The sequence below is a fragment of the Kribbella sp. NPDC056861 genome, from assembly GCF_040687575.1.
In the GTDB taxonomy this organism is placed as follows: Bacteria; Actinomycetota; Actinomycetes; order Propionibacteriales; family Kribbellaceae; genus Kribbella.
The window spans coordinates 1,297,311-1,321,625 of sequence record NZ_JBFBNQ010000001.1 but is presented as its reverse complement, the minus strand read 5'-3'; the positions used below and the strand labels follow the sequence as shown (position 1 = coordinate 1,321,625).

Below are 24,315 nucleotides of genomic sequence, written 5' to 3'. Positions count from 1 at the left end.
CATCCCCTGTTGTTCCACCCTCCAGAAAGGCGACGAACGCCATGAAGATCGGCGTGCCCAAAGAGATCAAGAACCACGAGTACCGCGTCGCGATCACCCCGACCGGGGTCGACGAGCTGACCCGACGCGGCCACGAGGTGTACGTCGAGACGGCGGCCGGGCTCGGTTCGTCCATCACCGACACGGAGTATCTGGCGGCCGGGGCGAAGATCCTCGACACGGCCGACGACGTGTGGGCGGCAGGCGACCTGCTGCTCAAGGTCAAGGAGCCGATCGAGGCGGAGTACGGCCGGATGCGCGAGGGGCAGGTGCTGTTCACCTACCTGCATCTCGCGGCGTCCCGGCCGTGTACCGAGGCCTTGCTCGACCGGTCGGTCACGGCGATCGCCTACGAGACGGTTCAACTCCCGTCGGGCGCATTGCCGCTGCTGGCGCCGATGAGTGAGGTGGCGGGCCGCTTGGCGCCTCAGGCCGGAGCGCATCACCTGATGGGATCGATGGGCGGTCGTGGCGTGCTGCCCGGCGGCGTACCGGGGACTCGACCGGCCAGGTTCGTGGTGATCGGCGCCGGTGTTTCAGGGATGAGCGCAACTGCTGTCGCTGTCGGCCTCGGTGCCGAGGTGACGCTGCTTGATCTGGACGTCGATCGGCTCCGCGCCGCCGACGCCCGGTACGGCGGCCGGGTGCGCACCGTCGTGTCCAGCCTCCCGGAGATCGAGCGGGCCGCGCTGGAGGCCGATGTGGTGATCGGTGCCGTCCTGGTCCCGGGGGCCAAGGCTCCCCGGCTGATCTCGAACGACCTGATCTCGCGAATGAAGCCGGGCAGCGTGCTCGTCGACATCGCGATCGACCAAGGTGGCTGCTTCGAGGACTCGCGCCCGACCACGCACGCCGAGCCGACGTTCACCGTGCACAACTCGGTCCTGTACTGCGTCGCGAACATGCCCGGCGCGGTCGCCAACACCTCGACGTACGCGCTCACCAACGTCACCCTCCCGTACGTCGCCGCGCTCGCCGATCACGGTTGGCGAGAGGCCCTGCGTGCTGACGCCGCCCTCGCCGGTGGCCTCAACACCTATGCGGGCAAGGTGACCCATCGCCCGGTGGCCGAGGCGCACGGGATGGCGTGGGCGGATCTGGAGTTGGTGGGATGACGTCACAGATCCTGCGCGGCTTCGTCGGCGGCCAGTACGTCGACTCGTCGGGCGGTGAGCTCGAACTGGTCGACCCGACCACCGGCGACGGTTTCGCGCGTGTCCAGGTGGCCGGTGAAGAGGACGTCGACCACGCGTATCAGACGGCAGCGGTCGCCTTCGAGACATGGCGAGAGACCACGCCCGCCGAGCGGCAGCATGCGTTGCTGAGGCTGGCGACGGCGATCGAGCAGCGCGCCGACGAGTTCGTCGCGGCCGAATCGCGGAACACCGGCAAGCCGTTGCATCTCGTCGCTGCCGAGGAGATCCCGGCGGCCGTCGACCAGCTGCGCTTCTTCGCCGGCGCTGCCCGAGTGCTCGACGGCAGCTCGGCGGGTGAGTACCTGCGCGGCCACACCTCGTGGATCCGCCGGGAGCCGATCGGAGTCGTCGGCCAGGTGACGCCGTGGAACTACCCGCTGATGATGGCCATCTGGAAGATCGCGCCGGCGCTTGCCGCCGGCAACACCGTGGTGCTCAAGCCGAGTGAGACCACGCCGGTGACGAGTTTGTTGCTGGCAGAGCTTGCCGCGGAGTTCCTGCCGGCCGGCGTACTGAATGTCGTCTGTGGCGACCGTGAGACCGGTCGGCTCGTCGTCGGGCACCCGATTCCGCAGCTGGTGTCGATCACCGGCTCGATCCGGGCGGGCATGGCGGTCGCCGCGACTGCGGCCAACGACTTGAAGCGAGTCCATCTGGAGCTGGGCGGCAAGGCCCCGGTGCTGGTCTTCGACGACGCCGAGGTCGGCCGGGCGGCGGCACAGATCGTCGAGGCCGGCCTCTACAACGCAGGCCAGGACTGTACGGCGGCCAGCAGGGTGATCGCGACGCCCGAAATTCACGACGAGCTGGTGGCCGCGCTGGCCGCGAGGTGCAAGACCGTGAGCTCGACGTACGAGCGAGGATCGGGCGATCCGGACGCGACGCTGCCGCCGGTCAACAACCGGCAGCAGTTCGAGCGCGTGCTCGGGTTCCTCGACCGGCTGCCCAGTCATGCCGAGGTGGTCGCCGGTGGCGGTCGGCAGGGGACTCGCGGGTTCTATGTCCAGCCGACGATCGTTGCTGGAGTCAACGATACTGACGAGATCACCCGCGAGGAGGTGTTCGGTCCGGTGATCAGCGTGCAACGCGCGGCCGACGAGGCCGAGGCCGTCCGGCTGGCGAACTCGTTGCCCTACGCACTGGCTTCGTCGGTGTGGACGCGCGACCACGCACGGGCGTTGCGGGTGTCCGCCCGGCTCGACTTCGGCTGCGTCTGGATCAACACCCATCTGCCGCTGGTGGCCGAGATGCCGCACGGCGGGTTCAAGCACTCCGGTCAGGGCAAGGACCTGTCGCAGTACGGGTTCGAGGACTACACCCGGATCAAGCACGTGATGTCCGCCTTCGAGGCGACCTGATGAAGCGTTGGCTGATCCGCGAGTACCACGACGACGACCTGGAATCCGTCGTCCGGCTGTGTGACACGACGGCCGACAGCCAGCACTCGGTCTTCACGCTGGCGGACTGCATCGGCGTACTGCGAAGCCGGCAGCCGTCGGTGGTTGCCGTCAGCCACGGTCGGGTGGTCGGTGCGGCCCTGTCCATGGTCTCCGGCGACCGGGCCTGGGTGACCCGGATCGCCATTCCGGACGACCTCCGTGGTCAGGGACTCGCCAGCGCGCTGCTGCTCGCCCTCGAAACCCAACTCGTCGAGCGCCGGGTGCGCAGCATCGCCTACGTACTGCGTGAGGAGGAGCTGCTGGCGCGCGGCCTCGAGAACGCCGGCTACAGCAGGCGACCCGCCGTCGCGTACTACGACAAGACAATCTCGGTCGACGCGGACCAAGCCGTCGTACTGGACCGATTGGGTGGCCAGCTCCTGCCGCGCGGCCTGTGGGAAGAGCTGGCGGGGATGGACCAGGAGAAGGACCTGATCGAGAAGCGGGTGCTGCTCCCTCTGGCCGAACCGGAGCTGGCCCAGCAGCACGGCGTCGAGCCGCCGCGCGCGATCGTGCTCTTCGGGCCGCCGGGGACCGGCAAGACGACCTTCGCCCGGGCGATCGCGTCGAGGCTCGGCTGGCCGTTCGTGGAGCTGTTGCCGTCGAGGCTGGCCGGTGGCCCGCAGGGGTTGTCGGCCGCGTTGCGGGACGCGTTCGCCGAGGTCACCCATCTCGAACGGGTGCTGATCTTCATCGACGAGGTGGAGGAGATCGCTGCCGCCCGCGACGGATCCTCGGTGGCAGGGGTCACCAATGAGCTGCTCAAGCTCATCCCGGCCTTCCGGCAGCACGACACCCGGTTGCTGGTCTGCGCCACGAACACCATCGCGGACCTTGATCCGGCGTTCCTGCGCCCGGGGCGATTCGACTACGTGCTGCCGATCGGCACCCCGGACGACGGCGCGCGCCAGGCGATCTGGAAGCGCTATGCGGCCGAAGGTGTCGATGTCGATCAACTGGTCGAGGTCAGCGATCGGCTCACCCCGGCAGAGATCGAGTACGTCGCCCGGGCCGCCGCGCAGGCGTCGTTCGAGCGCGACCTGGCCGCGGGGCGATCGGAGGAGCGCAGCCGGCCGGTCACTGCCGACTACCTGGAGGCGCTGGCCAGGCTCCGGCGAACCGTCACGCAGGAACTGCTGGACGAGTTCGGCTTCGACATCGCGACCTTCGCGCGGACGTAGCGGTGAAGTCAGTGGGCGGTAGCAGGGGAGAGCAAGGCGCGTGCGGTGGTCAGACACAGTTGCACAACGCCCTGGCCGGTCAGGCCCGGGCGGCCGAGGGTGAGCTGGATCGACAGCCCGTCGATCGTCGCCGAGATCAGGGCTGCGGTCCGGTCGGGATCGTCGCTGCTGAAGGCGCCCTGCTCGCAGCCGTACCGGACGATGCCGGCCAGGATGCGGCACGACCGCGCGTCCAGTTCCTCGTGCAGCCCGGCCACTTCGTCGTTGACCGCGGCGTTGCTCCAGACCTCGAACCAGAGCACCCACCCCGGGTCCCGCGGACCGTTCGCGGCAGACAGCTCGACGTACTTCGTGAGGCGTCTCCACGGGTCCTTGATGCCGTGGATGGTCGCCTCGACCCGGTCGATGAACGCGTCCTCGGACTGCTGGATCGCGCGCATCAGCAACATCGTCTTGGACCGGAAGTAGTAGGAGACGTGGCCGACGCTCATCCCGGCGCGCTCGGCGACGTCGGTGACGCGGATGTTGGCCAGTCCGCGCTCGGCGATCAGCTCGGCGGCGGCGGACACGATCTGCCGCTCCCGGGCGGCGCCGCGCTCCTGCCGCTTGGTCACCCCGTTGTCTGCTTCGGCCACAGCCGGAGCTTAGTAGGATCACCACAAGGAGAAGAGCACTGATGATGGGTCGTCGTACATTCCTCGGGACCGTCGGCGCGGCCGGCCTGGCCCTGGGCCTGACCGGATGCGCCGAAGAGGAGCCGACCGTGGCCGCGAAGCCGAAACCGTCCAAGGACGGCTACCGGCTGCCGGCCGAAGGGGAGCCGCACGAAGTGACCTGGATGGCGTACGGCGCGACCCCGGGGGTCTGGGGCGAGGAGCCGAGTACGCCGTACGGGCGTGATCTCACCAATGCCCGGCTGGTGGCCCGGCAGGATCTGGTCCGGCTGGCGGCCACCATCTCGCGGTTCGAACCGGTGGCGCTGCTGGTGACGTCGGCCGCGGACGAAGCGGAAGCCCGGCAGTTCCTGGCGGCGATCGTCGCGGGGACCTCGCCGAAGGACCAGCTCGGTAAGGCGCTGGACGGCTCGGGCCGCATCTACATCGGCGATGTGAAACCCAGCGAGTTGCCGCCGATCCAGACGCACCCGCTCGACCTGGTCCTGGTCCCGCTCGACGACCTGTGGGTCCGCGACACCGGACCGGTCTTCGTGACCGATGCCGCCGGCAAGCTGCGCGGCGTCGACCTGAACTTCAACGGCTGGGGTCAGGAGCCCATCGCCACCGGGCTGGGCGGCTGGCGCAAGGACCCGAAGAAGGCCGCGAACGGCGTCACCGACCAGCCGATCGCGCGCGACCGGACCGTCGCGAAGGCGATCGCGGCCGACAGCGAGGCCCCGCTGGTGAAGACCTGGCTGACGATGGAAGGCGGCGGCCTGGAGGTCAACGGCTCCGGTCTGGGAGTCGCCACCGAGAGCTGCATCCTCAACCCGAACCGCAACCCCGGCAAGACGAAGGCCGAGGTCGAGGCGGAGCTGCGCCGGCTGTTCGGCGTCGAGCGGATGTTGTGGATGCCGGGCCGGCCCGGGCTCGAGGTCACCGACTGGCACGTCGACTTCCTGGCCCGGTTCACCTCACCGGGTCAGTTGCTCTACGCATCGGCCGAGTACGGCGAAGCGGCCGACAAGCGCGACCGGAAGCTGCTGCTGAAGGCCGTTGACCAGATCAACGACCTCCCCGCCGACCAGCGGTCGAAGCTGCTCGGCGGCGCTTCGGGCAAGCTGAAGACCGCCACGCTGCCCGAGCCGGATCCCGCTGAGGTCTACAAGACCTACAAGGCGCGAAACCAGGCGCTGCCGTTCACCGAACGGGGCGCGGACGAATTCAGCCTTACCGCCGCGCCTGGCTACATCGGGTACTACGAGGCGAACGACTGCATCGTGATGGGCCAGTACGGCGACCGGACCACCGATCAGGAGGCGTTCGACACCATCTCGGAGCTGTACCCGGACAAGGTTGTTGTGCAGATCACGACCGATGGGCTGTGCACGGGTGGCGGGACGATTCATTGCGCCACCCAGCAGCAGCCGCGGGTCTGAGGCTCAGGCTCCTGCGAAATCGACAGAGAAGAACTGGGTTTCCTGGAACGCCCGCAGTCCTTCGCGGGCGCCCTCGCGGCCCAGTCCGCTCTGTTTGACGCCACCGAACGGAGCCGCTGGGTCGGAGACGACACCGCGGTTGACGCCGATCATGCCCGCCTCGATCGACTCGGCGATCCGCAGCGCGTCCTGCAGCCGGCCGGCGTAGACGTACGAGGCCAGGCCGTACTCCGAATCGTTGACCTGGGCAAGCATCTCCTGCTCGTCGTGCCAGCAGATCACCGGAGCGACCGGCCCGAAGATCTCCTCGCGGACGAGTCTGGCCTCGGGGTGGACGCCGGTGAGCAGGGTGGCCGGGTAGTACCAGCCGGTGGCCGGCACCGGGCCGGTGTGGGTGATGCGGGCGCCGTCGGCAACGGCTTCGTCGACGAGACCGCTCACCTCGGCGACGGCCTTGGCGTTGATCAGCGGCGCGACCTCGAGCTTGTCGATCGCCGCGCCGAAGCGCGCCACGAAGTCGTCGACGACCTCGCGGTGCACGAAGAAGCGGTTGGCCGCAGTACAGGCCTGGCCGCTGTTGCGGAACTTGGCGATCATCGCGCCCGCGACGGCGGCGTCGAGGTCGGCGTCGGCGGTGATGACGAAGGCCGCGTTGCCGCCGAGTTCCATGCTGGTGTTGAGCACGCGACGGGCGGACTGTTCGAGCAGCGCCTGGCCGACCCGGGTCGAGCCGGTGAAGGAGAGCTTGCGGACCCGCTGATCTTCCAGCCAAGCCGTGACGACTTCGGCCGGCGAGGCGGTCGGTACGACGTTGACCACCCCCTCGGGGACGCCGGCCGCGATGAGCAGGTCGGCGATCGCCAGGGCGGTCAGCGGGGTCTCGGCGGCAGGCTTCAGTACTACGGTGCAGCCGGCGGCGAGGGCGGGCGCGATCTTGCGGGTCGCCATTGCAGCCGGGAAGTTCCAGGGCGTGACGAGCGCTGCGATGCCGACCGGCTGGTGGGTCACGATCGTGCGGGTTCCACCGGCGGGGGAGGAGCCGTAACCGCCTTCGGTGCGGACTGCCTCCTCGGAGTACCAGCGGAAGAACTCGGCGGAGTACAGGACCTCGGCGCGGGCGTCGGCCTCGGACTTGCCATTCTCGCTGGTGATCAGCGCGGAGAGTTGATCGATGTCCGCGGCAATGAGTTCGTAGGCGCGGCGCAGGATCTCGGCCCGGGCTCTTGGCGCGGTGGCGGCCCAGTCGGGGAAGGCCTTGGCGGCTGCGTCGACAGCTGCTGTTGCTTCGGCGGCTGTGCCGTTCGGGACTTCGGCGATGATCGCTTCGGTGGCCGGGTTGTAGACGGGGAAGCTGGTCGGCATCAGGACTCCTTGAGGATGGCGTCGAGGAGGTCGAGGCCTTCGGTCAGCAACTGGTCGGGGATGGAGAGCGGCGGCAGGAAGCGAAGTACGTTGCCGAAAGTTCCGCAGGTCAGCACGATCAGCCCTTGGGCATGGGCGGCGGCCGCGACCCGGCGGGTCAGGTCGGCGTCGGGCTCGTTGGTGCCGGGGGCAACCAACTCGACGGCGATCATCGCGCCACGGCCCCGGACGTCGCCGAGGCGCTTGTCGGCAGCCTGGGTGGCCTTGAGGCGCTCGGTCATCAGGTCGCCGATGGCGCGGGCGCGGTCAACGAGGTTCTCGGTCTCGATCGTGTCGATCACCGCGAGGGCGGCGGCACAGGCGAGTGGGTTGCCGCCGTAGGTCCCGCCGAGGCCACCGACGTGAGGAGCGTCCATGATCTCGGCGCGACCGGTCACGGCAGCCAGCGGCAGCCCGCCCGCGATGCCCTTGGCGGTGACGATGAGGTCGGGCACCACCCCCTCGTGATCGCAGGCGAACAGGTCCCCGGTCCGGGCGAATCCGGTCTGTACTTCGTCGGCGACGAACACCACCCCGTTGTCCCGGCACCACTGCGCCAGAGCTGGTAGGAAGCCCGGCGCCGGTACAACGAAGCCGCCCTCACCCTGGATCGGCTCGATCACCACCGCGGCGAGGTTCTCGGCGCCGACCTGCTTCTCGATCACCTCGATCGCCCGTCGGGCTGTCACCGCACCGTCGAGCTCGTGGTCCCGGAACGGATCCGAGGTGGGCGCGCGGTAGACCTCGCCGGCGAACGGCCCGAAACCGCTCTTGTACGGCTGGTTCTTCGCGGTCAGCGCCATCGTCAAGTTGGTCCGGCCGTGATACGCGTGGTCGAAGGCGACGACGGCCTGCTTCCTGGTGAACGAGCGAGCGATCTTCACCGCGTTCTCGACCGCCTCGGCGCCGGAGTTGAACAAGGCCGTTCGCTTGGCGTGGTCGCCCGGGGTGATCCGGTTGAGCGCCTCGGCGACCCGGACGTAGCCGTCGTACGGGGTGACCATGAAGCAGGTGTGGGTGAAGGCGGCGAGCTGGTCCTGGACCGCGGTCACGACGGCCGGCGCGCTGTTGCCGACCGTGGTGACGGCGATGCCGGAGCCGAAGTCGATCAGGGAGTTGCCGTCGACGTCGACCACGACACCACCGTTCGCGGCGACCGCGTAGACCGGCATCACGGTGCCGACGCCGCGGGCGACGGCGGCTGTCTTTCTGGCTTGTAGCTCGAGAGAGCGTGGGCCGGGGATTGCGGTGATCAGGCGGCGTTCCTGGGGGAGCTGTGGCATGGGGTCCACGGTGACGTGGCGGTGGGTTTGAGGCGATGTCTAATTTGCACATTACCGTGCGGCTTATTGTGCAAAACTGACACTCATGATCCCGCTGTCCGCCGTACTGGCTGAACCAGCATTGGGCTTGAAGGCGATCCATCTGCCGTCGCCGGACGCGCAGCTGCGCTGGGTGGCGACCAGCGAGCTGACTGATCCCACTCCGTTCCTGGAGGGCGGCGAATTGCTGCTGACGACGGGGCTGTCGACCGTCGGCTGGCGGACTGAATGGACGGCGTACGTCACCCGCCTGCGGGCGGCAGGAGTCGCCGGTCTCGCGATCGGCACCGGGCTGACCCACAAGACGCCGCCCCGGGGCTTGATCAAGGCGTGCGAAGAGTTGAGTGTGAACCTCGTCGAGGTACCGCGGCTGACGGCCTTCGTCGCGATCAGCCGGCGCGCGGCCGGTCTGCTGGAGCAGGAAGAGGAGCGAGCCGCCCGGACCGCCTTGGCGCTGCAGCGCCGGTTGACGGCCGCAGCCGCGGGGCCTGATCCGTCCGGGGCGATTCTGCACCAGCTCGCTCTCGCGTTGGCCGGCTCGGCTTGTCTGCTGGCGCCAGGCGGCCAGGTGATGGCGGGGGACTCGAGAGGGATCGACCTGGGGGAGATTCGCTCCCAGTTGAAGGAGATCAGGTCGCAGGGGATGCACGCGGCCTTGACCCTGAGCGAGCCGGGTCGGGTGCTGGTCATCCAGCCCATCGGACCGGACAGTTACCTCGTCACCGGGACCGCGTCCAGACCAACCGCCCCGCAACGCCAGGCTGTCACGACCGCAGTCGCCCTACTCGCCCTGCTCTCCGTGCAGCAACGCGACAGACTCGAATCCAGCCGCAGAGTCGCCGCCCGGGCCTTCGACCTCCTGATGACCGGCGACCACCACACCGCCCAGCTGATACTCGACCGCGACCCTTTCCCCGGCAAACTGAGAGTCCTTGCCGCTCGCGGTCCAGCAGACGCGGTCGACGACGCCTTGGTCCTGGCCGAGGCCGCGAGCCCGCTGGCGGTACTGGTGGACGGCGAACTCTTCGTGGTCGCCGCCCCCTCAGCCGCGGAACGCATCGCGGCCGAACTGACCGGCCTGGGCCTGCTCGTGGGCATCGGCGACACCGCGAAACCGGCCGACCTCGCCGGGAGCCGCGCGTATGCAGTACAGGCGCTTGCTCGTTCGTCTCCCGCCAACCCGGTCGTCCGCTGGACCCGAATCGTCCGCGAGGGAGTCTCTGCCCTGATCGACCAGGACCTCGCCGCTGCCTTCGCCACGTCGTACCTGGCGCCACTCACCGACGACCAACTCGAAACCCTCAGATCCTTCCTCCGCCACCACGGTTCCCACCTGAAAGTCGCCGAAGACCTCGGCCTGCACCGCAACACGGTTCGCAACCGCGTCCAGCAGATCGAGCATCACCTCGGCGCGTCCTTGTCCGACCCTGATTCCAGAATGACCGCCTGGTTCGCCTTACAGGCAAGAGGTTTGCCCCCGGGGTACTGAAGAGGCACTCCGTCCGGCAGTGGGCGGGTTGGTTCTTGAAAGCTAGGAGTCAGCTGTGGCTGTCGGCGGAGTAGATACGTACTACGACTATGACGAGCGGCAATGGAAGAGCCGCCGCCTCGGCGGCCGCCCGGTGCGCATCGGCCCAGTAGTCCCGGTCCCGGCCGCGAAGACACCGGCCAAGGACTCCCCGAAGCAACCACGCCGCGAGAAGCAGAGCTGACCGCTCTCACTCCCCGTAACGATCGCCGCCACTCGCCGATGTAGCAGGTGGGGGCACGGCATGAGGGGGAGACAATGGGAGCGATCCAGGGCTACTTCGCGACGTCAGGAATCGGCTCGCTGATCGGCGGTTTTCTCGGCTGGATCATCTTCAACGAGAAGTCCACCGAAGCAGCCGACTGCATCGCCCGAGGCGCAGACCTCTGCCAGGAACTCGGCGGGATGAGCTTCGGCCCGTTCATCCTCCTCACCGCGGCGGTCGGCGGTCTGGCAGGCTTCGTGATCCAGGCGATCCGAAGCGAAGTCGGCTGAGCAGTTCAGCTCTTGCGATGCACCCCTCGCCTCGCACCACCCTCACGACCCGACCGGGCGAGGCAGCGCGGGGTACTTACAGCACCGTGACAGTAACAACAGTCCCCGGCTTGGCCTTCTGACCAGCAGCCGGCGACTGAGCAGCCACCAGATTCAACCCGAGGTTGAACTGCGCCTTCACCACCTTCACCTGGAAACCGGCCTCGGTGAGGATCCGCTGCGCATCCACCAACTTCTTGCTGCGCACGTTCGGCACATCCCGCAGCGCCGGCCCCTTCGACACGACCAGCGCGACCTTGTCCTTGGCAAACAACGTCCCACTGTTCGGCGTCTGCGAGATCACCCGCCCCTCAGGCACCTTCTCGTCGTACTGATCGGTCCGCCCGACCACAAACCCGGCCTTCTTCAGCGTCCGAGTCGCCTCGCGCACCGGCTTCCCGGTCAGATCCGGTACTCCGATCGGCTTCTTCCCCCGGCTGATCGCCAGGTTCACCGCATCACCCGGCTTCATCACCGAGTCGAACTTCGGCGAAAACACAATCACCCGACCAGTAGGCACGCTCTCGCTGTAAGCCTGGCTGACCTGCCCGACATTCAGCTTGATCGACTCCAACGCCCGCCGCGCCGCCTCCTCGTCAAGCCCGGCCAGCTGCGGTACGCGGTACCGCTCAGGCCCCTTGGAGACAGTCAGCGCGACCTCGCCGTTCTTCCGGATCCGCGCTCCAGGCTCAGGGTCGGTCTTCATCACCGCACCCTGCGGCACGTCCTCCGAGTAGTCCTGGTTCGCCAGCGTGGTCGTCAGCCCGTCCTCAGCTGCCTTGGTGCTCGCCTCCGCGGCGGTCAGACTCACCAGCACCGGCGTCGACGTATAGCGATGCACGCCGTAGAACCACGCCGCCGAGCCAACCCCCAGCGCCAACGCCAGTACTGCGAACATCGCGATGAACCCACGCCCACGCGACTGCCGAGGCGCCTGCCGCACAAGCACAGGCGCCGACTGCGCCACGGCAGGACCAGCCTGCCGAGTGGACCCGTGCGGCCGCAACAGTGACTGCTGCGGCATCGGATTCGTCGGCGGCTCGTACGGTACGACGATGGTGTCGTTGCGCGGCTGATGCTCCGCGTACCCATTGCCGCGCGAGTAGCCGTCGTCGTACTCGTTGTCCTGGCGCATCTGCTGGATCGGCACCGTCAGGTCGCCGGTCAGCTCGGGATCGTCCGGCAGCCCTTCCTCGATCGCGTTGCGCACCCGGTGGACCTGGCGGCTGAACACCCGCGCGTCGGCCGGCCGGAGATCGCGCTCGCGCGCCGTGGCCCGCTGCACCAGTGCGTCGACGTACGGCGGGATGCCCGGTACGACGAGCGAAGGCGCCGGTACGTCGGCGTGCACGTGCGCGTAGGCAACCTGGATCGGGGTGTCCCCGGTGTGGGGCTTGTTGCCGGTGAGCAGCTCGTACAGCAGGATCCCCGCCGAATAGACGTCCGAGCGGGCATCGGCCCGGCCGTCGGTGACGAGCTCGGGCGCCAAGTACGACACCGTGCCCATCAGCAGACCCTGGGTCGCCGTGTTGCCGGTCGTGGTGACGGCTCGGGCGAGGCCGAAGTCGGCGACCTTGATGGTGCCGTCGTTCGAGATCAGCACGTTCTCGGGCTTGATGTCGCGGTGCACGATGCCCGCGTCGTGGGCCGCCGAGAGCGCGGACAGCACCGGCGCGAGCAGGTCCAGCGCCCGGGCCGGCGGCAGCGGCGACTGCTGGCGGATGACGTCGCGCAGGGTGCGGCCCGGCACGTACTCCATCGCCAGGAAGAGCGTGTCGTGGTCGTTGCCCTGGTCGAAGACGGCGACGACGTTGGGGTGCGAGAGCTTGGCGGCGGCCCGCGCCTCGGCGACGAACCGGCGCCCGAACTCGGCGTCGTCGCCCATCCCGAGGTGCATCACCTTGAGCGCGATGATCCGGTCCAGCCGCATGTCGAGCGCCTCGTAGACGGTCGCCATCCCGCCCTTGGCGACGCGTGAGCCCACCCGGTACCGCCCGTCGAGCACTCGCCCGACAAGGCGGTCGCCCACCTGGGTGCCTACGTCGTCCGTCACTTGCGGTGAGCCGCCTCTCAAAGCTGTCTGCCCTGAGAGTGTAAATAAGGCGCAAGGTCGCGGCTCCGTCGCCGCGCCGGACCACCCCGGGTGACCGCCTTGTCACACCTCGGCAAACGCTTGCTCAGCCGGGAGTCAGAGCGGACTCCAGCCCTTCTCGAGCTGCGCCTTGATCCGCAGCACGCTCTTCACGTACTGCACGGTGTCGGGGTACATCCCGTTGCGCCGGACGCCGCCCAGGCCCTGGTAGTAGCCGGCCACGGCGATGTCGAGCTTCGCGGCCTTGGTCAGCCGGCTGAGCAGTACGACGCCCGCGGTCACGTTGTCCTGCGGCTTGAGCAGGTCGAGCTTGCGGCCGACGATGCTCGACGCGAACTGCCCGGTCGACGGGATCACCTGCATCGCGCCGACCGCGTTGGCGGGGGAGACGACCCGCTGCTTCCAGCCCGACTCCTGCCAGGAGATCGCCAGCGCGAGCTCGGGGTCGACGCCGTACCGCTTCGCCGTGCCGCTGATCATCGTCCGCATCTGGGTCCGGGTGGGCAGGTTGCGGTTGCGCAGCGCCGCCCGGTTCCGGTCCGCCGCCGAGACGATGTGGTCGGCGTACGTGCGGCCGGCGAAGGTGTTGTTCTTGGTCTTCTTCTTGGTGCTCTTGGCCGGCTTCCTGGCCACCGGCTTGGGGTGGATCTTCACCGGCACCAGGATCTTCTTGCCGGCGTAGATGTGGTCGCTGGCGCGCAGTCCGTTCGCCGCCAGCAGGTTGGCCTGCGAGCAGCGGTACCGCTTGGCGATCTTGCCGATCGTGTCGCCGGCCTTGACCACGTAGACCGCCCGGCCGAGCTGCGAACGCCTGGCCTGGGTCTGCTTCTGGGCCTTGCTCTGCTTCGGCGCCTTGCCTTGCAGGTTGAGCACCTCGCCGGCGTAGATCGCGTTGCCGTTGCCCGGCAGCTTGTTCAGCGCGACCAGGGTGCGGACGTCGGTGCCGTAGGCCGCTGCGATGTGGCTGAGGGTGTCACCGTTCTTGACCTGGTACTGCCCGAGGCCCGGCGACCCGGCGGTGATGACTCCCGCTGCCAGCAGCGGGACCGCGAAACCAGTCGTTACCCGAAGGGCCTTTCGCCACGTGTTGCCCATCTTTCCATCTCCCCGTGTGAATGTCCCTTGACGGTAAGTGGTGGTACAGATGTGACAACAGGTACAGATGGGTCGTTTGTTACGGCTGTGATCAAAAGGCAACAATTAAAGGCTGAACTACATGATTGTGGTTCACAACCGATGTTTGCTCCGGGCAACAGGTGCTCAGGGCATCTAAAGTTCAGGGCACGTCAAAGCGACGCGCGGCCGTCCAGCGGCGACGAAGCCTGCGCCGAGTGGTAGCGCCGCGGGATCCGGCCGGCCAGCCGCGCACTCCGCCCGGCGGTCACGGCGTCGCGCATCGCAGCCGCCATCAGCGCCGGCCGCTCGGCCCGGGTGACCGCGGTGGCGAGCAGGACGGCGTCGCAGCCGAGCTCCATCGCCAGCGCCGCGTCGCTCGCCGTACCGATGCCGGCGTCGAGCACGATCGGCACCTTGGCCGCCTCGACGATCATGCTGATGTTGTGCGGATTGCGAATCCCCAGACCGGATCCGATCGGCGACCCCAGTGGCATCACCGCGACGCAACCGACCTGCTCCAACCGCCGAGCCAGAATCGGATCGTCGTTCGTATAAGCGAGTACTGCGAACCCATCCGCCGCCAGAGTCTCAGCAGCGTCCAGCAACTCCACCGGGTCGGGCAGCAACGTGTGGTCGTCGGCAACGACCTCCAACTTGATCAAGTCCGTCTGCAACGCCTCGCGGGCCAACCGGGCGGTCAGCACTGCCTCACCAGCAGTGAAGCAACCAGCAGTGTTAGGCAGTACTGCGATGTCGTGCTTGCGGAGCACATCGAGCACAGACCCCTGCTGACTCGGATCGAGCCGCCGCAGCGCCACAGTCGTCAGCTGCGTCCCGGACGCGACCAGCGCCTCCTCCAGTACTTCGAGGCTCGGCGCACCGCCCGTCCCCATCACCAGCCGCGACGTGAACTCGCGACCCGCGATCACCAGGGTGTCGTCACTCATATGTCTCCTCAACCGCCCTGGACCGCGGTGAGGATCTCCACCCGGTCGCCTTCGGCCAGTGTGGTCCCGGGCCACTCTGTCCGGGTCACGACCGCCTCGTTCACTGCCACTGCCACTCCCACCGGGCTACGCGCCCAGCGCTCGACCACCTCAGCCACTGTGGTCCCTGCCGCGATCTGCTCGGCACTACCGTTCACGAGCACGTTCATGGCGCCACCTTAACTTCGGTGAAGCGGGTGGCCAGGAACGGTCTCGCCAGCTCGGGAAGGACTCCGCTGCGGACTGTCTCGGCGATGACCTCTGCGGTGATCGGAGTGAGCAGTACTCCGTTGCGATAGTGCCCGGTCGCCCACAGCAGTCCGTCGAGTCCGGAGGCTCCCAGGATCGGCGCATTGTCCGGTGTGGCAGGCCGCAGCCCGGCCACTGCCTCCACCAGCTCAAGCTCGTCGGTGATGGGCAGAATCATCCGGGCATCGCGTAGTAGCGCGAACACCCCACCAGCGAGCACCCGGGTGTCGTAGCCAAGCTCTGAGGTGGTCGCCCCTACCACAAGCTCGCCGCCAGGCCGAGGGACCAGGTAGACGGAGAACCCTCGCGCAGTGGCGCGCACTGTGTGGCTGAGAGCAGGCCGGTACGCCTCGGGCACGCGCAGGCGCAGGATCTCGCCCTTGAGTGGCCGCACGGGCACCTGCAGCTCCGGCGGGATGCCTTGCAGCTGCGCAGACCAAGGCCCGGCTGCAGCGATGACCTGCCCGGCAGCAATGGTCGACCCGTCCTCCAGCTCGACCCCGACGGCCGTAGCACCGGAGGTCAGGACCCGGCGTACGCGCTGCCGGACAATCTGTACTCCGCTGAGCTCGGCAGCGCGCAGCAGTGTCGAAACGGCTTGCCGGTTGTCCACAGAATGGTCGCCGGGCACCCAGACCCCGGCTGCGACACCTGCTGCGAGCAACGGCTCCCGTCTGCGGGCTTCGCGGCCGGTGAGCTCCTCGACCTCCAGGCCGAGCCTGCGCTGATAGTCGGCGAGCCGGCGGATCGCGGCTGCGTCGTCGGCGTCGTACGCGACGGAGAGAGTCCCGGTGCGGTGGAGGCCGGCGGACTGGCCGGTGAGGGCTTCCAGTTCCTCGGCGAAGCCGGGCCAAGCGGCGTTACTGGCCAGGTTGAGCGCGAGCAGCGCGTCTTCGCCGTACTCGACCTCGGTGACGGGGGCGAGCATGCCGGCGGCGACCGAGGAGGTCTGGCTGCCGGGCGTCGGGTCGCAGACCGTCACCTGGATGTTGTCTGCAGCGAGTCGCCACGCCGTGGCGAGGCCGATCAGCCCAGCACCGATGATGACGACGTCACAGGTTCGCTCGGCCATGGCGCCCAGCCTACGACTCTGCCTACATGGCAGGCTGGGCCTGTGACTGAGCACACCGCTGACGCCGGACTACGGGACCGGCTGGCCGACGCCAACCTCTACCTGTGCACGGACGCCCGGGAGAAGCAGGGCGACCTCGAGCAGTTCCTGGACGCCGCCCTCGGGGGTGGTGTGGACATCGTGCAGTTGCGGCAGAAGGACCTGGAGGCCGCTGACGAACTGGCGGCCTTGGAGGTCTTCGCGGATGCCTGCAAGCGGCACGGCAAGCTCCTGGCTGTCAACGATCGCGCGGACATCGCGTTCGCCGCCGGCGCCGACATCCTGCACCTCGGCCAGCGGGACCTGCCGGTCAGCGCGGCCCGCGCGATCACCGGGATGGAGCCGGTGATCGGCCGCTCCACTCACACCTTCAGCCAGGTGAACGCTGCCGTCGACGAGCAGGGCTCGGACTACTTCTGTGTCGGCCCGACCTGGGAGACCCCGACCAAACCGGGCCGCAAAGCCGCCGGGCTCGAGCTGGTCTCGTACGCCGCCAGCCGGCAGACCGAGAAGCCCTGGTTCGCGATCGGCGGGATCGACCTCGACCGGCTGGACGAGGTCGTCGAGGCCGGCGCGACCCGCGTGGTCGTAGTACGGGCTATCACTGATGCTGACGACCCGGCCGCTGCGGCAGGCGAGTTCAGCCGACGGTTGCGGGCCGCCGGATGATGAACAACCCGAAGGCTGCCCGGATCATCGCCGCCGTCGTGATCGCGATGATGGTGATCACCCTCGCGGCGTCCTTGCTGGGCTGCAGCGCGGCAGACACCGCGACCAAGGACGCACCGGCCAAGGACTCGGTCAGCGGTCTGGCCTTCGTGGCAGCGGCCGACCTTCCCAAGGAGGGGCAGCAGATGCTCGCCCTGATCGACAAGGGCGGGCCCTACCCGTACAGCAAGGACGGCGCGGTGTTCGGCAACTTCGAGAAGATCCTGCCGCAGCAGAGCCGCGGCTACTACCACGAGTACACCGTGAAGACCCCTGGTGAGAGGGACCGAGGCGCCCGCCGGATCGTGACTGGGAAGGGCGATGAGCGCTATTACACCGATGACCACTACAAGTCGTTCCGCCGGATCCGGGAGGACGGATGACTGACCTGCGCACGGTGCTGAGCGACGGTCTGCGCCCGGGCGTCTACCGGTGGGAGTCGAAGCTCACCCTCGACCAGGTACGCCGTAGCGTCGCCAAGGCCGGCTGGAACCTGGTGCTGCTCGACACCACGAGCGTGCACGACAAGGCCGGCTTCCTCGACGTGTGCGCGACCACCTTCGACCTGCCGCGCTGGTTCGGCCGCAACTGGGACGCCCTGGCCGACTCGCTGAGTGACCGGTCGACAGGGGAGCCCGAGGTCGTGCTGTGGGAGGGCTGGCGGCACCTGCTCGACCACGACCGTGACACGGTCGACGTGGCGCTGCAGATCTTCGCCGAGGACGCCAAGGAGTCCGGTCAGCTGCGAGTGCTGCTGCGCGAAGCGGACGACGTACCGGACCTGCTCAGCGAGGTACCGGTCCTCTAGGCAAGCCGAACAGCGTCGGTACTCCGGCGCTGAAGGCCACGTGGTCTGGCGGACGGTTGCTGAGCTCGCCTAGTCCGACAGAGGCGAGCAGGCCGCGATCCTCGAAGTTCTCAAGCTCTGCCTGGTGCAGCACCCAGGCCGGGTGCTCATTGGGCATGTACCAAGTGCGGCCGACCCTGGATAGGTGGAGACCCCAGCGGGCGGTCAGGTAGTGCTCCAGTGGGCCGGGCTCGAGTTGCTCGCCCACCCGGACCTGAATCGTGCTGCCTGCATCAATGCGTGGCCAGCGGACCGCTGTGGTGATGTAGGTGAGTTGGTCGCCTTCCACGCGGTACTGCATGCGGGCATAGCGGTAGGGGATGCCGAGTGAGCTGCGGGCGCCTGCGACCAGCGAGAGGCTGTTGGCGTCGAGGCTGAGGAAGATCACGCCTCGGCGGCCGGTGTTGTCGACGGAGTACAGGCGGATGTTGGTCTCCAGGCAGGAGCCGAACAACGCCATCCGGAACGGCACCAGGCCGACGTACGTCCTGCCTTCGAACGTGTCGGGCCGGGTGCCGGCCGGGAAGTAGTGCGCGACGCTGGCCGGCTCGACCGCCCAGTGGATGAAGGTCAGGTCCCGCCAGGTCTGCTTGAGGATGCGCGGCCGGGGGAGCTCAGGCGCCTGTGGCGAGATCATCTCCGGCATGCAGGCAATCTAGCGCGGCCTGGTCCGGGACGAACTTCAGCTCGCGACCACGGTTCGCCTCCCGGACCCAGTCGCGGAACGGCGTGCTGGTTTCGGCGTACGCCAAGACGTCGCCGAGCACGATCAGACCCATCCGGTAGTTGACGAACTTCTGCACGATCCCGCCGGCCACTCCGGTGCTCAGCTGGAAGAACTCGGCCGGCAACAAGTCGACCGGCACGACCACGGTGTCGGCCTCGTGCCCGTAGTGCGCCTCCGCGATGGCGTCGACCGCGTCCTGCTCGTTCCGGAGCGGCGTGGTCGTCTGGTATGTCCTCAAGATGCCCTATCCTTCCCCGTGAAGTCATTTATAGGGAATTCTAAGGTAAGTGATAGGGATCTAGCATGCTGTATTCGGTCGAGCAGGTGGCAGAGCAGCTCGGGCTGCACGTGCGGACCATCCGGAGCTACGTCCGCGACGGCAAGCTGAACGCGGTCCGGATCGGCAAGCAGTACCGGATCTCCAGCGAGGATCTCGCGGCCTTCACCGGAATCGCAGCGGCCGAGAAGGGCAGCGCCCAGCGGCACGTCGAGGTGTCGAGCATCGTGCAGGTCGACGCGATCGACCGGGCCGGCGCCGATCGGATCAGCACACACCTGCATGCCGCGATCAACACCGGCGGGCTCGGGCGGCTCCGGGTGGAGACCGCCTACGACGAGGACCGCGGCACGCTGAAGGTGATCATCCTCGGCGACCCCGAGGTGACGGCCGATCTGCTGCACACGATCGGCATGCTGGCGAGGGTCTGACCCTCAGGAGCTTTTCAGACGTGCCGCGAGGTGGCGGCGATCGCCAGGTCGGCGAGGGCCTTGCGGGAGGTCTCGTCGTCGATCGGGGCCCGCTCCAGCGCGTCGAGGGAGTCCTCGGTGCGCTCGGTGATCAGGTCCTCGCAGGCCTGCACGGCACGGCTGTCCTGCAGGATCTCCCGGAGCAGCTGGACCTCGTCGTCGTCCAGATCCGGCTTGCCGAACAACCGGTCGAACTCGGTCAGCTGGACCTCTGACGCATGCTCCACCGCGTACGCCGTGAGCACAGTCCGCTTGCCCTCGCGCAGATCGTCCCCGGCCGGCTTGCCGGTCAGTGCCGGATCGCCGAAGACGCCGAGCAGGTCGTCGCGCAACTGGAACGCCTCGCCCAACGGCAGCCCGTACGCCGACAGCGAGTCGACGAGGTGCTGCCCACCGCCACCGAGAGCGGCGCCGATGTGCAGCGGCCGCTCGACCGTGTAGGTGGCCGCCTTGTAGCGCAGTACGCGCAGGGCCCGATCCATGTCGGCCTCACCCGAGGCCTGGGCGACCAGGTCGAGGTACTGCCCGGCCGTCACCTCAACCCGGACGGCGTCGAAGAACTTGGAGGCCGCGGCCAGCGAGGCCGCGTCGAAGCCGGAGGTGTTGAGCATCTCGTCGGCCCAGATCAGGCAGAGGTCGCCGAGCAGGATGGCGGCGCCGATGCCGAAGCTGACCGGGTCGCCGCCGTTGCCGGACTTCTCCGACCGGGCGCGCTGCAGCGCCTCGAACCGGCGATGCGCGGCCGGGGCGCCCCGGCGGACGTCGGAGGAGTCCATCACGTCGTCGTGCACGAGCGCGCTGACGTGCAGCATCTCCAGGCTGGCGGCGGCCTTCAGGATCGGCTGCTTGGCCGGATCACCGCCCGCGGCCCGGAAGCCCCAGTAGCAGAACGAGGGGCGTAGTCGCTTGCCCCCGCTGGTCGCGTCGCGGGCGGCCTGGACCTGCTCCTCGAGCTCGGGCCCGATCGCGGCGAGCCGCTCCTGCTGGATGTCCAGGAAGCTGGTCAGCGCGGTCTGGATCTCGGTCGGGATGTCTGCGTCGGCATACACGTCTCGGAGGGTAGTCGGTCCCGGCACGAAGGCCCACGCCCCGGTAGCCTTGACGGCATGGCAACCGGTCTCCCGTCCACGCTCCCCGGCAGTACGCCGACGATCACCGACCTGCTCTCGACCCCTGAGCCATCCTTCTCGTTCGAGTTCTTCCCGCCGAAGACGCCCGAGGCCGAGGAGGTGCTGTGGCGATCGATCCGCGAGATCGAGCAGCTCCGGCCGACCTTCGTCTCGATCACGTACGGCGCCGGCGGCACGACCCGCGACGGCACCATCCGGGTCACCGAGCGGGTCGCCCAGGACACCTCGCTGACCCCGCTCGGCCACCTGACCTGCGTCTCACACTCGCGCGACGAGCTGCGCTCGGTGATCGGCGCGTACGCCGGCTCCGGCGTACGGAACGTGCTGGCCCTGCGGGGAGACCCGCCGGGTGGTCCGTCGCAGCCGTGGGTCGCGCACCCCGAGGGGCTCAACCACGCGGTCGAGCTGGTCGAGATGGTCCGCGAGTTGGGCGACTTCTGCGTCGGCGTCGCGGCCTTCCCCGATAAGCACCCCGAGGCGGCCGACCTCGAGACCGACGCCCGCGTCCTGGCGGCCAAGGCCGCGGCCGGCGCCGACTACGCGATCACCCAGATGTTCTTCGGCGCGGACGACTACTTCCGGCTGGTCGACCGGGCCTCGGCGCTCGGCTGCGAGATCCCGATCCTGCCGGGCGTGATGCCGGTGACGAACATCAAGCAGATCGAGCGGATGGCCGAGCTGACCGGGATGGCGTTGCCGAAGGTGGTCACCGACCGGCTGCACGCGGTCGCGGACGACCCGGCGGCGGTGCGGGCGGTCGGCATCGAGATCGCCAGCGAGCTGTCCGAGCAGTTGCTGGAAGGTGGCGCGCCCGGGATCCACTTCATCACCCTGAACCGCTCGACCGCGACGCGACAGGTCTACCGCAACCTGCAGTCAACAGTCGTATAGGGCGTGTCTCCAAGCCCTGTGCGTGCTGCGCGGCACTCGGCACGGCACCTCGGCGCACTGGAGCAAAGGCCACGATGGAAAAACATCGAGGCCTTCGCTCCAGCACGCCGAGCTACCGCACCGAGCACCTGCTCGCGACTGCACAGGGCTTGGAGACACGCCCTAGCCCTATCCTGGCTCGATGGCTGACCCGTCGGACCTGCTGATCGACCGCACCCTGGTACTGCTCCGGCACGCGAAGGCGGTGCCGCCGGAGTCGATGCCTGACCTCGAGCGCCCGCTGGCCGACCGGGGCCGCGCGGACGCCGCCGCGGCCGGCCGCTACTTGGTTGCCCAAGGCATCGAAGCCGAGCTGGTCCTGTGCTCGCCCTCGATCCGGACCCGGGAGACCTGGCAGTACGCCGCCGAGGCCGGTGCGATCGCCACCGACATCTGGTACGACCGGCGGATCTACAGCGCCGGCACCGACGAGCTGCTCGAGGTGATCCGGGACGTCCCGGCCGAGGTCCGGACCGTGGTGATGGTCGGCCACGCCCCGGGCATCCCGTGGCTCGCGGACGAGCTGGCCCTCGACGGGACCAGCCCGAACCGGATCGAGCTCACCCAGAAGTACCCGACCTCCGGGCTCGCCGTTCTGCACCACACCGCCCGCTGGACCGACCTCGCGGTGGATGACGCCGACCTGGTCGAGTACGTCATCCCCCGCGGCTAGGGCGTGTCTCCAGTTGCTGGCGGCAACCACTGGGTGGTGCTGTTGACGGTGATCATCCGCTGCGTCGCCCGGGTCAGCACGACGTACAGCGCCCGGACTCCGCCCAGCGTGTCGCTGACGATCTGATCCGGCTCGACCACCACGACCGCGTCGTACTCGAGGCCCTTGGAGTCCAGCGGGCTGAGCGCGACCACACGCGGATCGCCGAGCTCAGCCAGCACCGCCTCGATCGCCGGCCGGAGCTTGGGCGTCACGATCACGCCGACGGTGCCCTCGACCAGCTGGAGCAGCTCACCGGCGGCATCGGCGACCGCCTCGGCGATCTTGCCGGCGTCGAAGACCCGGTGCTCCGGATCCACCCCGGTCTCCCGTACTGCGTTGGGCAGGTCGGCATCCGGGATCTGCTGCCGGATCACCTGACCGGCGAAGGCGTAGATCTCCGCCGAGTTCCGGTAGTTCGTCGAGAGCCGGAAGGTGTGCCGCTGCAGGTGCGACAGCATCGAGTCCATCGCCGCGCGCGCCTCGGCCGGGTCGGGCCAGGAGCTCTGGGCCGGGTCGCCCACGATCGTCCAGCTCGCCTGTGGGCCGCGACGCGTCACCATCCGCCACTGCATGGGGGAGAGGTCCTGCGCCTCGTCCACCAGCACGTGCGCGTACTCGTCGGGCTCCTCGGCATCTGCTGCCGCAATCGCCCGCGCACGCCGCTCCGAGGTGGTCAGTACTTCGTTGACCCCGTCCGACAGCCCTTCGAGCCAGTCGAACTCCTCGTCCTTGCCCGCCTCGACTACCGGCGGCCTGCCGAGCAGTGTGCCCAGCTCGTCGAGCAGTGCGACGTCGGCGATGGTGAACTCGTTGGTGCTCGACACCGCTGCCGCGAGCTGGTCGATCTCGGCAGGACTGAACTCACCACGCCCCCAGCGCTGTGCGCGCCGGGAGTCGCCCAGCCAGCGCAGTACGGCGCCGGGGGTGAGCACTGGCCACCAGGCAGCGAAGAACTGCTTGTAGGCGGGCAGGTCGGTCACGATGTCGCCGAACGACTCACGGTCGGCGTAGACACCGTTGCGCAGGTCGTCAGGGAACCGCTGCCACAGCGCCGCCACCAGGCCCTTGCGAGCCTCGGAGCCGGCCTTGTTGCGCGGCGTACGGCGAAGTGCGTTGCGGCGGACGTTGTCGAGCTGGTTGGTGTCCACCTCGACGTTCACGCCGTTGATGAAGACCCGGAGGCTGGTCGGCGCATCAGGCACCCGGTCGCGTGCTGCCTTGGAGAGCAGGCCACGCATCCGCAGGGAGCCCTTGATCGCGGCAACATCCGCCTCGTCGACAGCAGTCGCCCGTACGCCGTCGACGAGCTCGCCGACTGCTCGCAGCGACACAGTGTTCTCACCGAGGCTCGGGAGGACCCGCTCGATGTACGCCATGAAGGCTGACGACGGGCCGACCACCAGGACGCCGCCGCGCTCGAAACGCCGGCGGTCGGAGTACAGGAGGTAGGCGGCGCGGTGCAGCGCCACCACTGTCTTGCCGGTGCCAGGGCCGCCGCCGATCACCGTGACGCCGCGGGCAGGTGCCCGGATCGCCTGGTCCTGCTCGGCCTGGATGGTGGCGACGATGTCGCGCATCGTGTGACCACGGGCCCGCGACAGGGAGGCCATCAGCGCGCCCTCGCCCATCACCGGCAGGTCCGCCGGAGCGCGCTCGGGGCCGAGCAGGTCATCTTCGATGCCGACGATCCGCGGACCCTTGTTGCGCAGTACGCGGCGGCGGACGACCTTGAGCCGATTGGTTGCCGTGGCGCGGTAGAACGGCTCGGCGGCCGGGGCGCGCCAGTCGATCACCAGTGGTTCGTACTCGGCGTCGCGGACGCCGATCCGGCCGACGTACAGGCTCTCCAGCTCGGCCGCGGTCGCCACCGCCTCGGTGTCGTCGCCCAGGTCGGAGTCGAGCCGGCCGAACACCAGCCCTTCGTGCTCGGCGTCCAGCTCGGCGATCCGGCGGGCGGCCGCGAAGACCAGCACGTCGCGCTCGTACAGGCCGGTCTGCTCTTCGTCTCGGACACGGCCGACGTTCTGGGCCTGACCGCGCTGGTGCCCGTCGACAGCGATCCTGGATGCCGATCGGGCGGCTTCGGCGACCCGGGTGTAGACCCGGTCGACGTGCTGCTGCTCAGCCTCGAGCTCAGCCCGCTCGACGTTCTCAAGATCGGTCGACGTGGGGGTTTGATCCACCGGGGTCCTCTCTACTGCCGGGCAAACTTCCCCGACATG

General features: G+C 68.7%; 25 protein-coding genes. 13 read left to right on the top strand and 12 right to left on the bottom strand.

Annotation, left to right across the window (positions count from 1 at the left end):
- Positions 1-41: 41 nt before the first annotated feature.
- From ald to AB0P21_RS06010, 3 genes are read left to right on the top strand one after another with little or no spacing between them, the layout of a single operon-like run.
- Entirely contained in the window at positions 42-1,154 is a 1,113-nt protein-coding gene (ald, locus tag AB0P21_RS06020) for an alanine dehydrogenase (protein ID WP_363694059.1), read from the top strand.
- Positions 1,151-2,593, top strand: coding sequence for an aminobutyraldehyde dehydrogenase (locus AB0P21_RS06015; protein ID WP_363694058.1), 1,443 nt, complete (start codon positions 1,151-1,153; stop codon positions 2,591-2,593). The genes ald and AB0P21_RS06015 overlap by 4 nt, the downstream gene beginning before the upstream one ends.
- Positions 2,593-3,855, top strand: coding sequence for a GNAT family N-acetyltransferase (locus AB0P21_RS06010; protein ID WP_363694057.1), 1,263 nt, complete (start codon positions 2,593-2,595; stop codon positions 3,853-3,855). The genes AB0P21_RS06015 and AB0P21_RS06010 overlap by 1 nt, the downstream gene beginning before the upstream one ends.
- Before the next feature lie 8 nt (positions 3,856-3,863).
- Here AB0P21_RS06010 and AB0P21_RS06005 read toward each other — a convergent pair whose 3' ends face one another.
- Positions 3,864-4,490 carry a TetR/AcrR family transcriptional regulator gene (locus tag AB0P21_RS06005; protein ID WP_363694055.1) on the bottom strand — a complete coding sequence of 209 codons (627 nt, stop codon included), beginning with the start codon at positions 4,488-4,490 and terminating at the stop codon, positions 3,864-3,866.
- Between the two features lie 41 nt (positions 4,491-4,531).
- On the opposite strand from AB0P21_RS06005, the gene AB0P21_RS06000 reads away from it, so the two are divergent.
- Positions 4,532-5,950: an agmatine deiminase family protein gene (locus AB0P21_RS06000; protein WP_363694053.1), complete on the top strand. Its 1,419-nt coding sequence runs from the start codon at positions 4,532-4,534 to the stop codon at positions 5,948-5,950.
- Positions 5,951-5,953: 3 nt separating this feature from the next.
- On the opposite strand, the gene AB0P21_RS05995 is transcribed toward AB0P21_RS06000, so the two are convergent.
- Complete coding sequence (locus AB0P21_RS05995; protein WP_363694052.1) at positions 5,954-7,312, bottom strand: NAD-dependent succinate-semialdehyde dehydrogenase; 1,359 nt, start codon at positions 7,310-7,312, stop codon at positions 5,954-5,956.
- A complete protein-coding gene (gene gabT / locus AB0P21_RS05990; RefSeq protein WP_363694051.1) occupies positions 7,312-8,634 on the bottom strand; it encodes a 4-aminobutyrate--2-oxoglutarate transaminase in 1,323 nt (440 codons plus the stop codon). The genes AB0P21_RS05995 and gabT overlap by 1 nt, the downstream gene beginning before the upstream one ends.
- A gap of 85 nt (positions 8,635-8,719) precedes the next feature.
- On the opposite strand from gabT, the gene AB0P21_RS05985 reads away from it, so the two are divergent.
- From AB0P21_RS05985 to AB0P21_RS05975, 3 genes are all read left to right on the top strand, one after another.
- Positions 8,720-10,162 carry a PucR family transcriptional regulator gene (locus tag AB0P21_RS05985; RefSeq protein WP_363694049.1) on the top strand — a complete coding sequence of 481 codons (1,443 nt, stop codon included), beginning with the start codon at positions 8,720-8,722 and terminating at the stop codon, positions 10,160-10,162.
- 55 nt (positions 10,163-10,217) lie between these two features.
- On the top strand, positions 10,218-10,385 hold the full coding sequence (locus AB0P21_RS05980; RefSeq protein WP_363694047.1) for a hypothetical protein: 168 nt from the start codon (positions 10,218-10,220) through the stop codon (positions 10,383-10,385).
- A 74-nt stretch (positions 10,386-10,459) separates the two neighbouring features.
- Entirely contained in the window at positions 10,460-10,696 is a 237-nt protein-coding gene (locus AB0P21_RS05975) for a hypothetical protein (RefSeq protein WP_363694045.1), read from the top strand.
- Positions 10,697-10,772: 76 nt separating this feature from the next.
- On the opposite strand, the gene pknB is transcribed toward AB0P21_RS05975, so the two are convergent.
- From pknB to thiO, 5 genes are all read right to left on the bottom strand, one after another.
- Positions 10,773-12,788: a Stk1 family PASTA domain-containing Ser/Thr kinase gene (gene pknB / locus AB0P21_RS05970; protein ID WP_363694044.1), complete on the bottom strand. Its 2,016-nt coding sequence runs from the start codon at positions 12,786-12,788 to the stop codon at positions 10,773-10,775.
- A gap of 135 nt (positions 12,789-12,923) precedes the next feature.
- Positions 12,924-13,922, bottom strand: a complete 999-nt coding sequence (locus tag AB0P21_RS05965) for a LysM peptidoglycan-binding domain-containing protein (RefSeq protein WP_363694042.1) — start codon at positions 13,920-13,922, stop codon at positions 12,924-12,926.
- Positions 13,923-14,113: 191 nt separating this feature from the next.
- Positions 14,114-14,890 carry a thiazole synthase gene (locus tag AB0P21_RS05960; RefSeq protein WP_363694040.1) on the bottom strand — a complete coding sequence of 259 codons (777 nt, stop codon included), beginning with the start codon at positions 14,888-14,890 and terminating at the stop codon, positions 14,114-14,116.
- A gap of 8 nt (positions 14,891-14,898) precedes the next feature.
- Entirely contained in the window at positions 14,899-15,099 is a 201-nt protein-coding gene (thiS, locus tag AB0P21_RS05955) for a sulfur carrier protein ThiS (protein WP_363694039.1), read from the bottom strand.
- Entirely contained in the window at positions 15,096-16,250 is a 1,155-nt protein-coding gene (gene thiO / locus AB0P21_RS05950; protein ID WP_363694037.1) for a glycine oxidase ThiO, read from the bottom strand. Before thiO ends, thiS begins: the two co-directional genes overlap by 4 nt.
- 42 nt (positions 16,251-16,292) lie before the next feature.
- On the opposite strand from thiO, the gene thiE reads away from it, so the two are divergent.
- From thiE to AB0P21_RS05935, 3 genes are read left to right on the top strand one after another with little or no spacing between them, the layout of a single operon-like run.
- A complete protein-coding gene (gene thiE / locus AB0P21_RS05945) occupies positions 16,293-16,958 on the top strand; it encodes a thiamine phosphate synthase (protein WP_363694036.1) in 666 nt (221 codons plus the stop codon).
- The gene (locus AB0P21_RS05940) at positions 16,955-17,380 is read left to right on the top strand and encodes a ribonuclease (protein ID WP_363694035.1); all 426 of its coding nucleotides are present in this window, start codon (positions 16,955-16,957) and stop codon (positions 17,378-17,380) included. Before thiE ends, AB0P21_RS05940 begins: the two co-directional genes overlap by 4 nt.
- Entirely contained in the window at positions 17,377-17,805 is a 429-nt protein-coding gene (locus tag AB0P21_RS05935) for a barstar family protein (RefSeq protein ID WP_363694033.1), read from the top strand. The genes AB0P21_RS05940 and AB0P21_RS05935 overlap by 4 nt, the downstream gene beginning before the upstream one ends.
- Here AB0P21_RS05935 and AB0P21_RS05930 read toward each other — a convergent pair.
- A complete protein-coding gene (locus AB0P21_RS05930; RefSeq protein WP_363694031.1) occupies positions 17,783-18,490 on the bottom strand; it encodes a DUF2071 domain-containing protein in 708 nt (235 codons plus the stop codon). The genes AB0P21_RS05935 and AB0P21_RS05930 overlap by 23 nt on opposite strands.
- Positions 18,459-18,809, bottom strand: a complete 351-nt coding sequence (locus AB0P21_RS05925) for a DUF4180 domain-containing protein (protein WP_363694030.1) — start codon at positions 18,807-18,809, stop codon at positions 18,459-18,461. Before AB0P21_RS05925 ends, AB0P21_RS05930 begins: the two co-directional genes overlap by 32 nt.
- Before the next feature lie 65 nt (positions 18,810-18,874).
- Here AB0P21_RS05925 and AB0P21_RS05920 point away from each other — a divergent pair, with 65 nt between their 5' ends.
- Positions 18,875-19,279 (top strand): helix-turn-helix domain-containing protein, encoded by a 405-nt coding sequence (locus AB0P21_RS05920; RefSeq protein WP_363694029.1) that lies wholly within the window; start codon positions 18,875-18,877, stop codon positions 19,277-19,279.
- A 14-nt stretch (positions 19,280-19,293) separates the two neighbouring features.
- On the opposite strand, the gene AB0P21_RS05915 is transcribed toward AB0P21_RS05920, so the two are convergent.
- Positions 19,294-20,367 carry a polyprenyl synthetase family protein gene (locus AB0P21_RS05915; protein ID WP_363694027.1) on the bottom strand — a complete coding sequence of 358 codons (1,074 nt, stop codon included), beginning with the start codon at positions 20,365-20,367 and terminating at the stop codon, positions 19,294-19,296.
- Positions 20,368-20,424: 57 nt separating this feature from the next.
- Between AB0P21_RS05915 and metF the strand changes: the two genes are divergently transcribed.
- Positions 20,425-21,339 (top strand): methylenetetrahydrofolate reductase [NAD(P)H], encoded by a 915-nt coding sequence (gene metF, locus AB0P21_RS05910; protein WP_363694025.1) that lies wholly within the window; start codon positions 20,425-20,427, stop codon positions 21,337-21,339.
- Between the two features lie 181 nt (positions 21,340-21,520).
- Positions 21,521-22,051 carry a histidine phosphatase family protein gene (locus AB0P21_RS05905; protein WP_363694024.1) on the top strand — a complete coding sequence of 177 codons (531 nt, stop codon included), beginning with the start codon at positions 21,521-21,523 and terminating at the stop codon, positions 22,049-22,051.
- Here AB0P21_RS05905 and AB0P21_RS05900 read toward each other — a convergent pair.
- Positions 22,048-24,276 carry a UvrD-helicase domain-containing protein gene (locus tag AB0P21_RS05900; protein WP_363694023.1) on the bottom strand — a complete coding sequence of 743 codons (2,229 nt, stop codon included), beginning with the start codon at positions 24,274-24,276 and terminating at the stop codon, positions 22,048-22,050. The genes AB0P21_RS05905 and AB0P21_RS05900 overlap by 4 nt on opposite strands.
- Positions 24,277-24,315 lie beyond the last annotated feature (39 nt).

What these genes read in the sequence shown, in the direction of transcription:
- ald (WP_363694059.1), top strand. Translation starts at nt 42, where the DNA reads ATGAAGATCGGCGTGCCCAAAGAGATCAAGAACCACGAGTACCGCGTC.
- AB0P21_RS06015 (WP_363694058.1), top strand. Translation starts at nt 1,151, where the DNA reads ATGACGTCACAGATCCTGCGCGGCTTCGTCGGCGGCCAGTACGTCGAC.
- AB0P21_RS06010 (WP_363694057.1), top strand. Translation starts at nt 2,593, where the DNA reads ATGAAGCGTTGGCTGATCCGCGAGTACCACGACGACGACCTGGAATCC.
- AB0P21_RS06000 (WP_363694053.1), top strand. Translation starts at nt 4,532, where the DNA reads ATGATGGGTCGTCGTACATTCCTCGGGACCGTCGGCGCGGCCGGCCTG.
- AB0P21_RS05995 (WP_363694052.1), bottom strand. Translation starts at nt 7,312, where the DNA reads ATGCCGACCAGCTTCCCCGTCTACAACCCGGCCACCGAAGCGATCATC.
- gabT (WP_363694051.1), bottom strand. Translation starts at nt 8,634, where the DNA reads ATGCCACAGCTCCCCCAGGAACGCCGCCTGATCACCGCAATCCCCGGC.
- AB0P21_RS05985 (WP_363694049.1), top strand. Translation starts at nt 8,720, where the DNA reads ATGATCCCGCTGTCCGCCGTACTGGCTGAACCAGCATTGGGCTTGAAG.
- AB0P21_RS05975 (WP_363694045.1), top strand. Translation starts at nt 10,460, where the DNA reads ATGGGAGCGATCCAGGGCTACTTCGCGACGTCAGGAATCGGCTCGCTG.
- AB0P21_RS05965 (WP_363694042.1), bottom strand. Translation starts at nt 13,922, where the DNA reads ATGGGCAACACGTGGCGAAAGGCCCTTCGGGTAACGACTGGTTTCGCG.
- AB0P21_RS05960 (WP_363694040.1), bottom strand. Translation starts at nt 14,890, where the DNA reads ATGAGTGACGACACCCTGGTGATCGCGGGTCGCGAGTTCACGTCGCGG.
- thiS (WP_363694039.1), bottom strand. Translation starts at nt 15,099, where the DNA reads ATGAACGTGCTCGTGAACGGTAGTGCCGAGCAGATCGCGGCAGGGACC.
- thiO (WP_363694037.1), bottom strand. Translation starts at nt 16,250, where the DNA reads ATGGCCGAGCGAACCTGTGACGTCGTCATCATCGGTGCTGGGCTGATC.
- AB0P21_RS05940 (WP_363694035.1), top strand. Translation starts at nt 16,955, where the DNA reads ATGATGAACAACCCGAAGGCTGCCCGGATCATCGCCGCCGTCGTGATC.
- AB0P21_RS05935 (WP_363694033.1), top strand. Translation starts at nt 17,377, where the DNA reads ATGACTGACCTGCGCACGGTGCTGAGCGACGGTCTGCGCCCGGGCGTC.
- AB0P21_RS05930 (WP_363694031.1), bottom strand. Translation starts at nt 18,490, where the DNA reads ATGCCGGAGATGATCTCGCCACAGGCGCCTGAGCTCCCCCGGCCGCGC.
- AB0P21_RS05920 (WP_363694029.1), top strand. Translation starts at nt 18,875, where the DNA reads ATGCTGTATTCGGTCGAGCAGGTGGCAGAGCAGCTCGGGCTGCACGTG.
- metF (WP_363694025.1), top strand. Translation starts at nt 20,425, where the DNA reads ATGGCAACCGGTCTCCCGTCCACGCTCCCCGGCAGTACGCCGACGATC.
- AB0P21_RS05905 (WP_363694024.1), top strand. Translation starts at nt 21,521, where the DNA reads ATGGCTGACCCGTCGGACCTGCTGATCGACCGCACCCTGGTACTGCTC.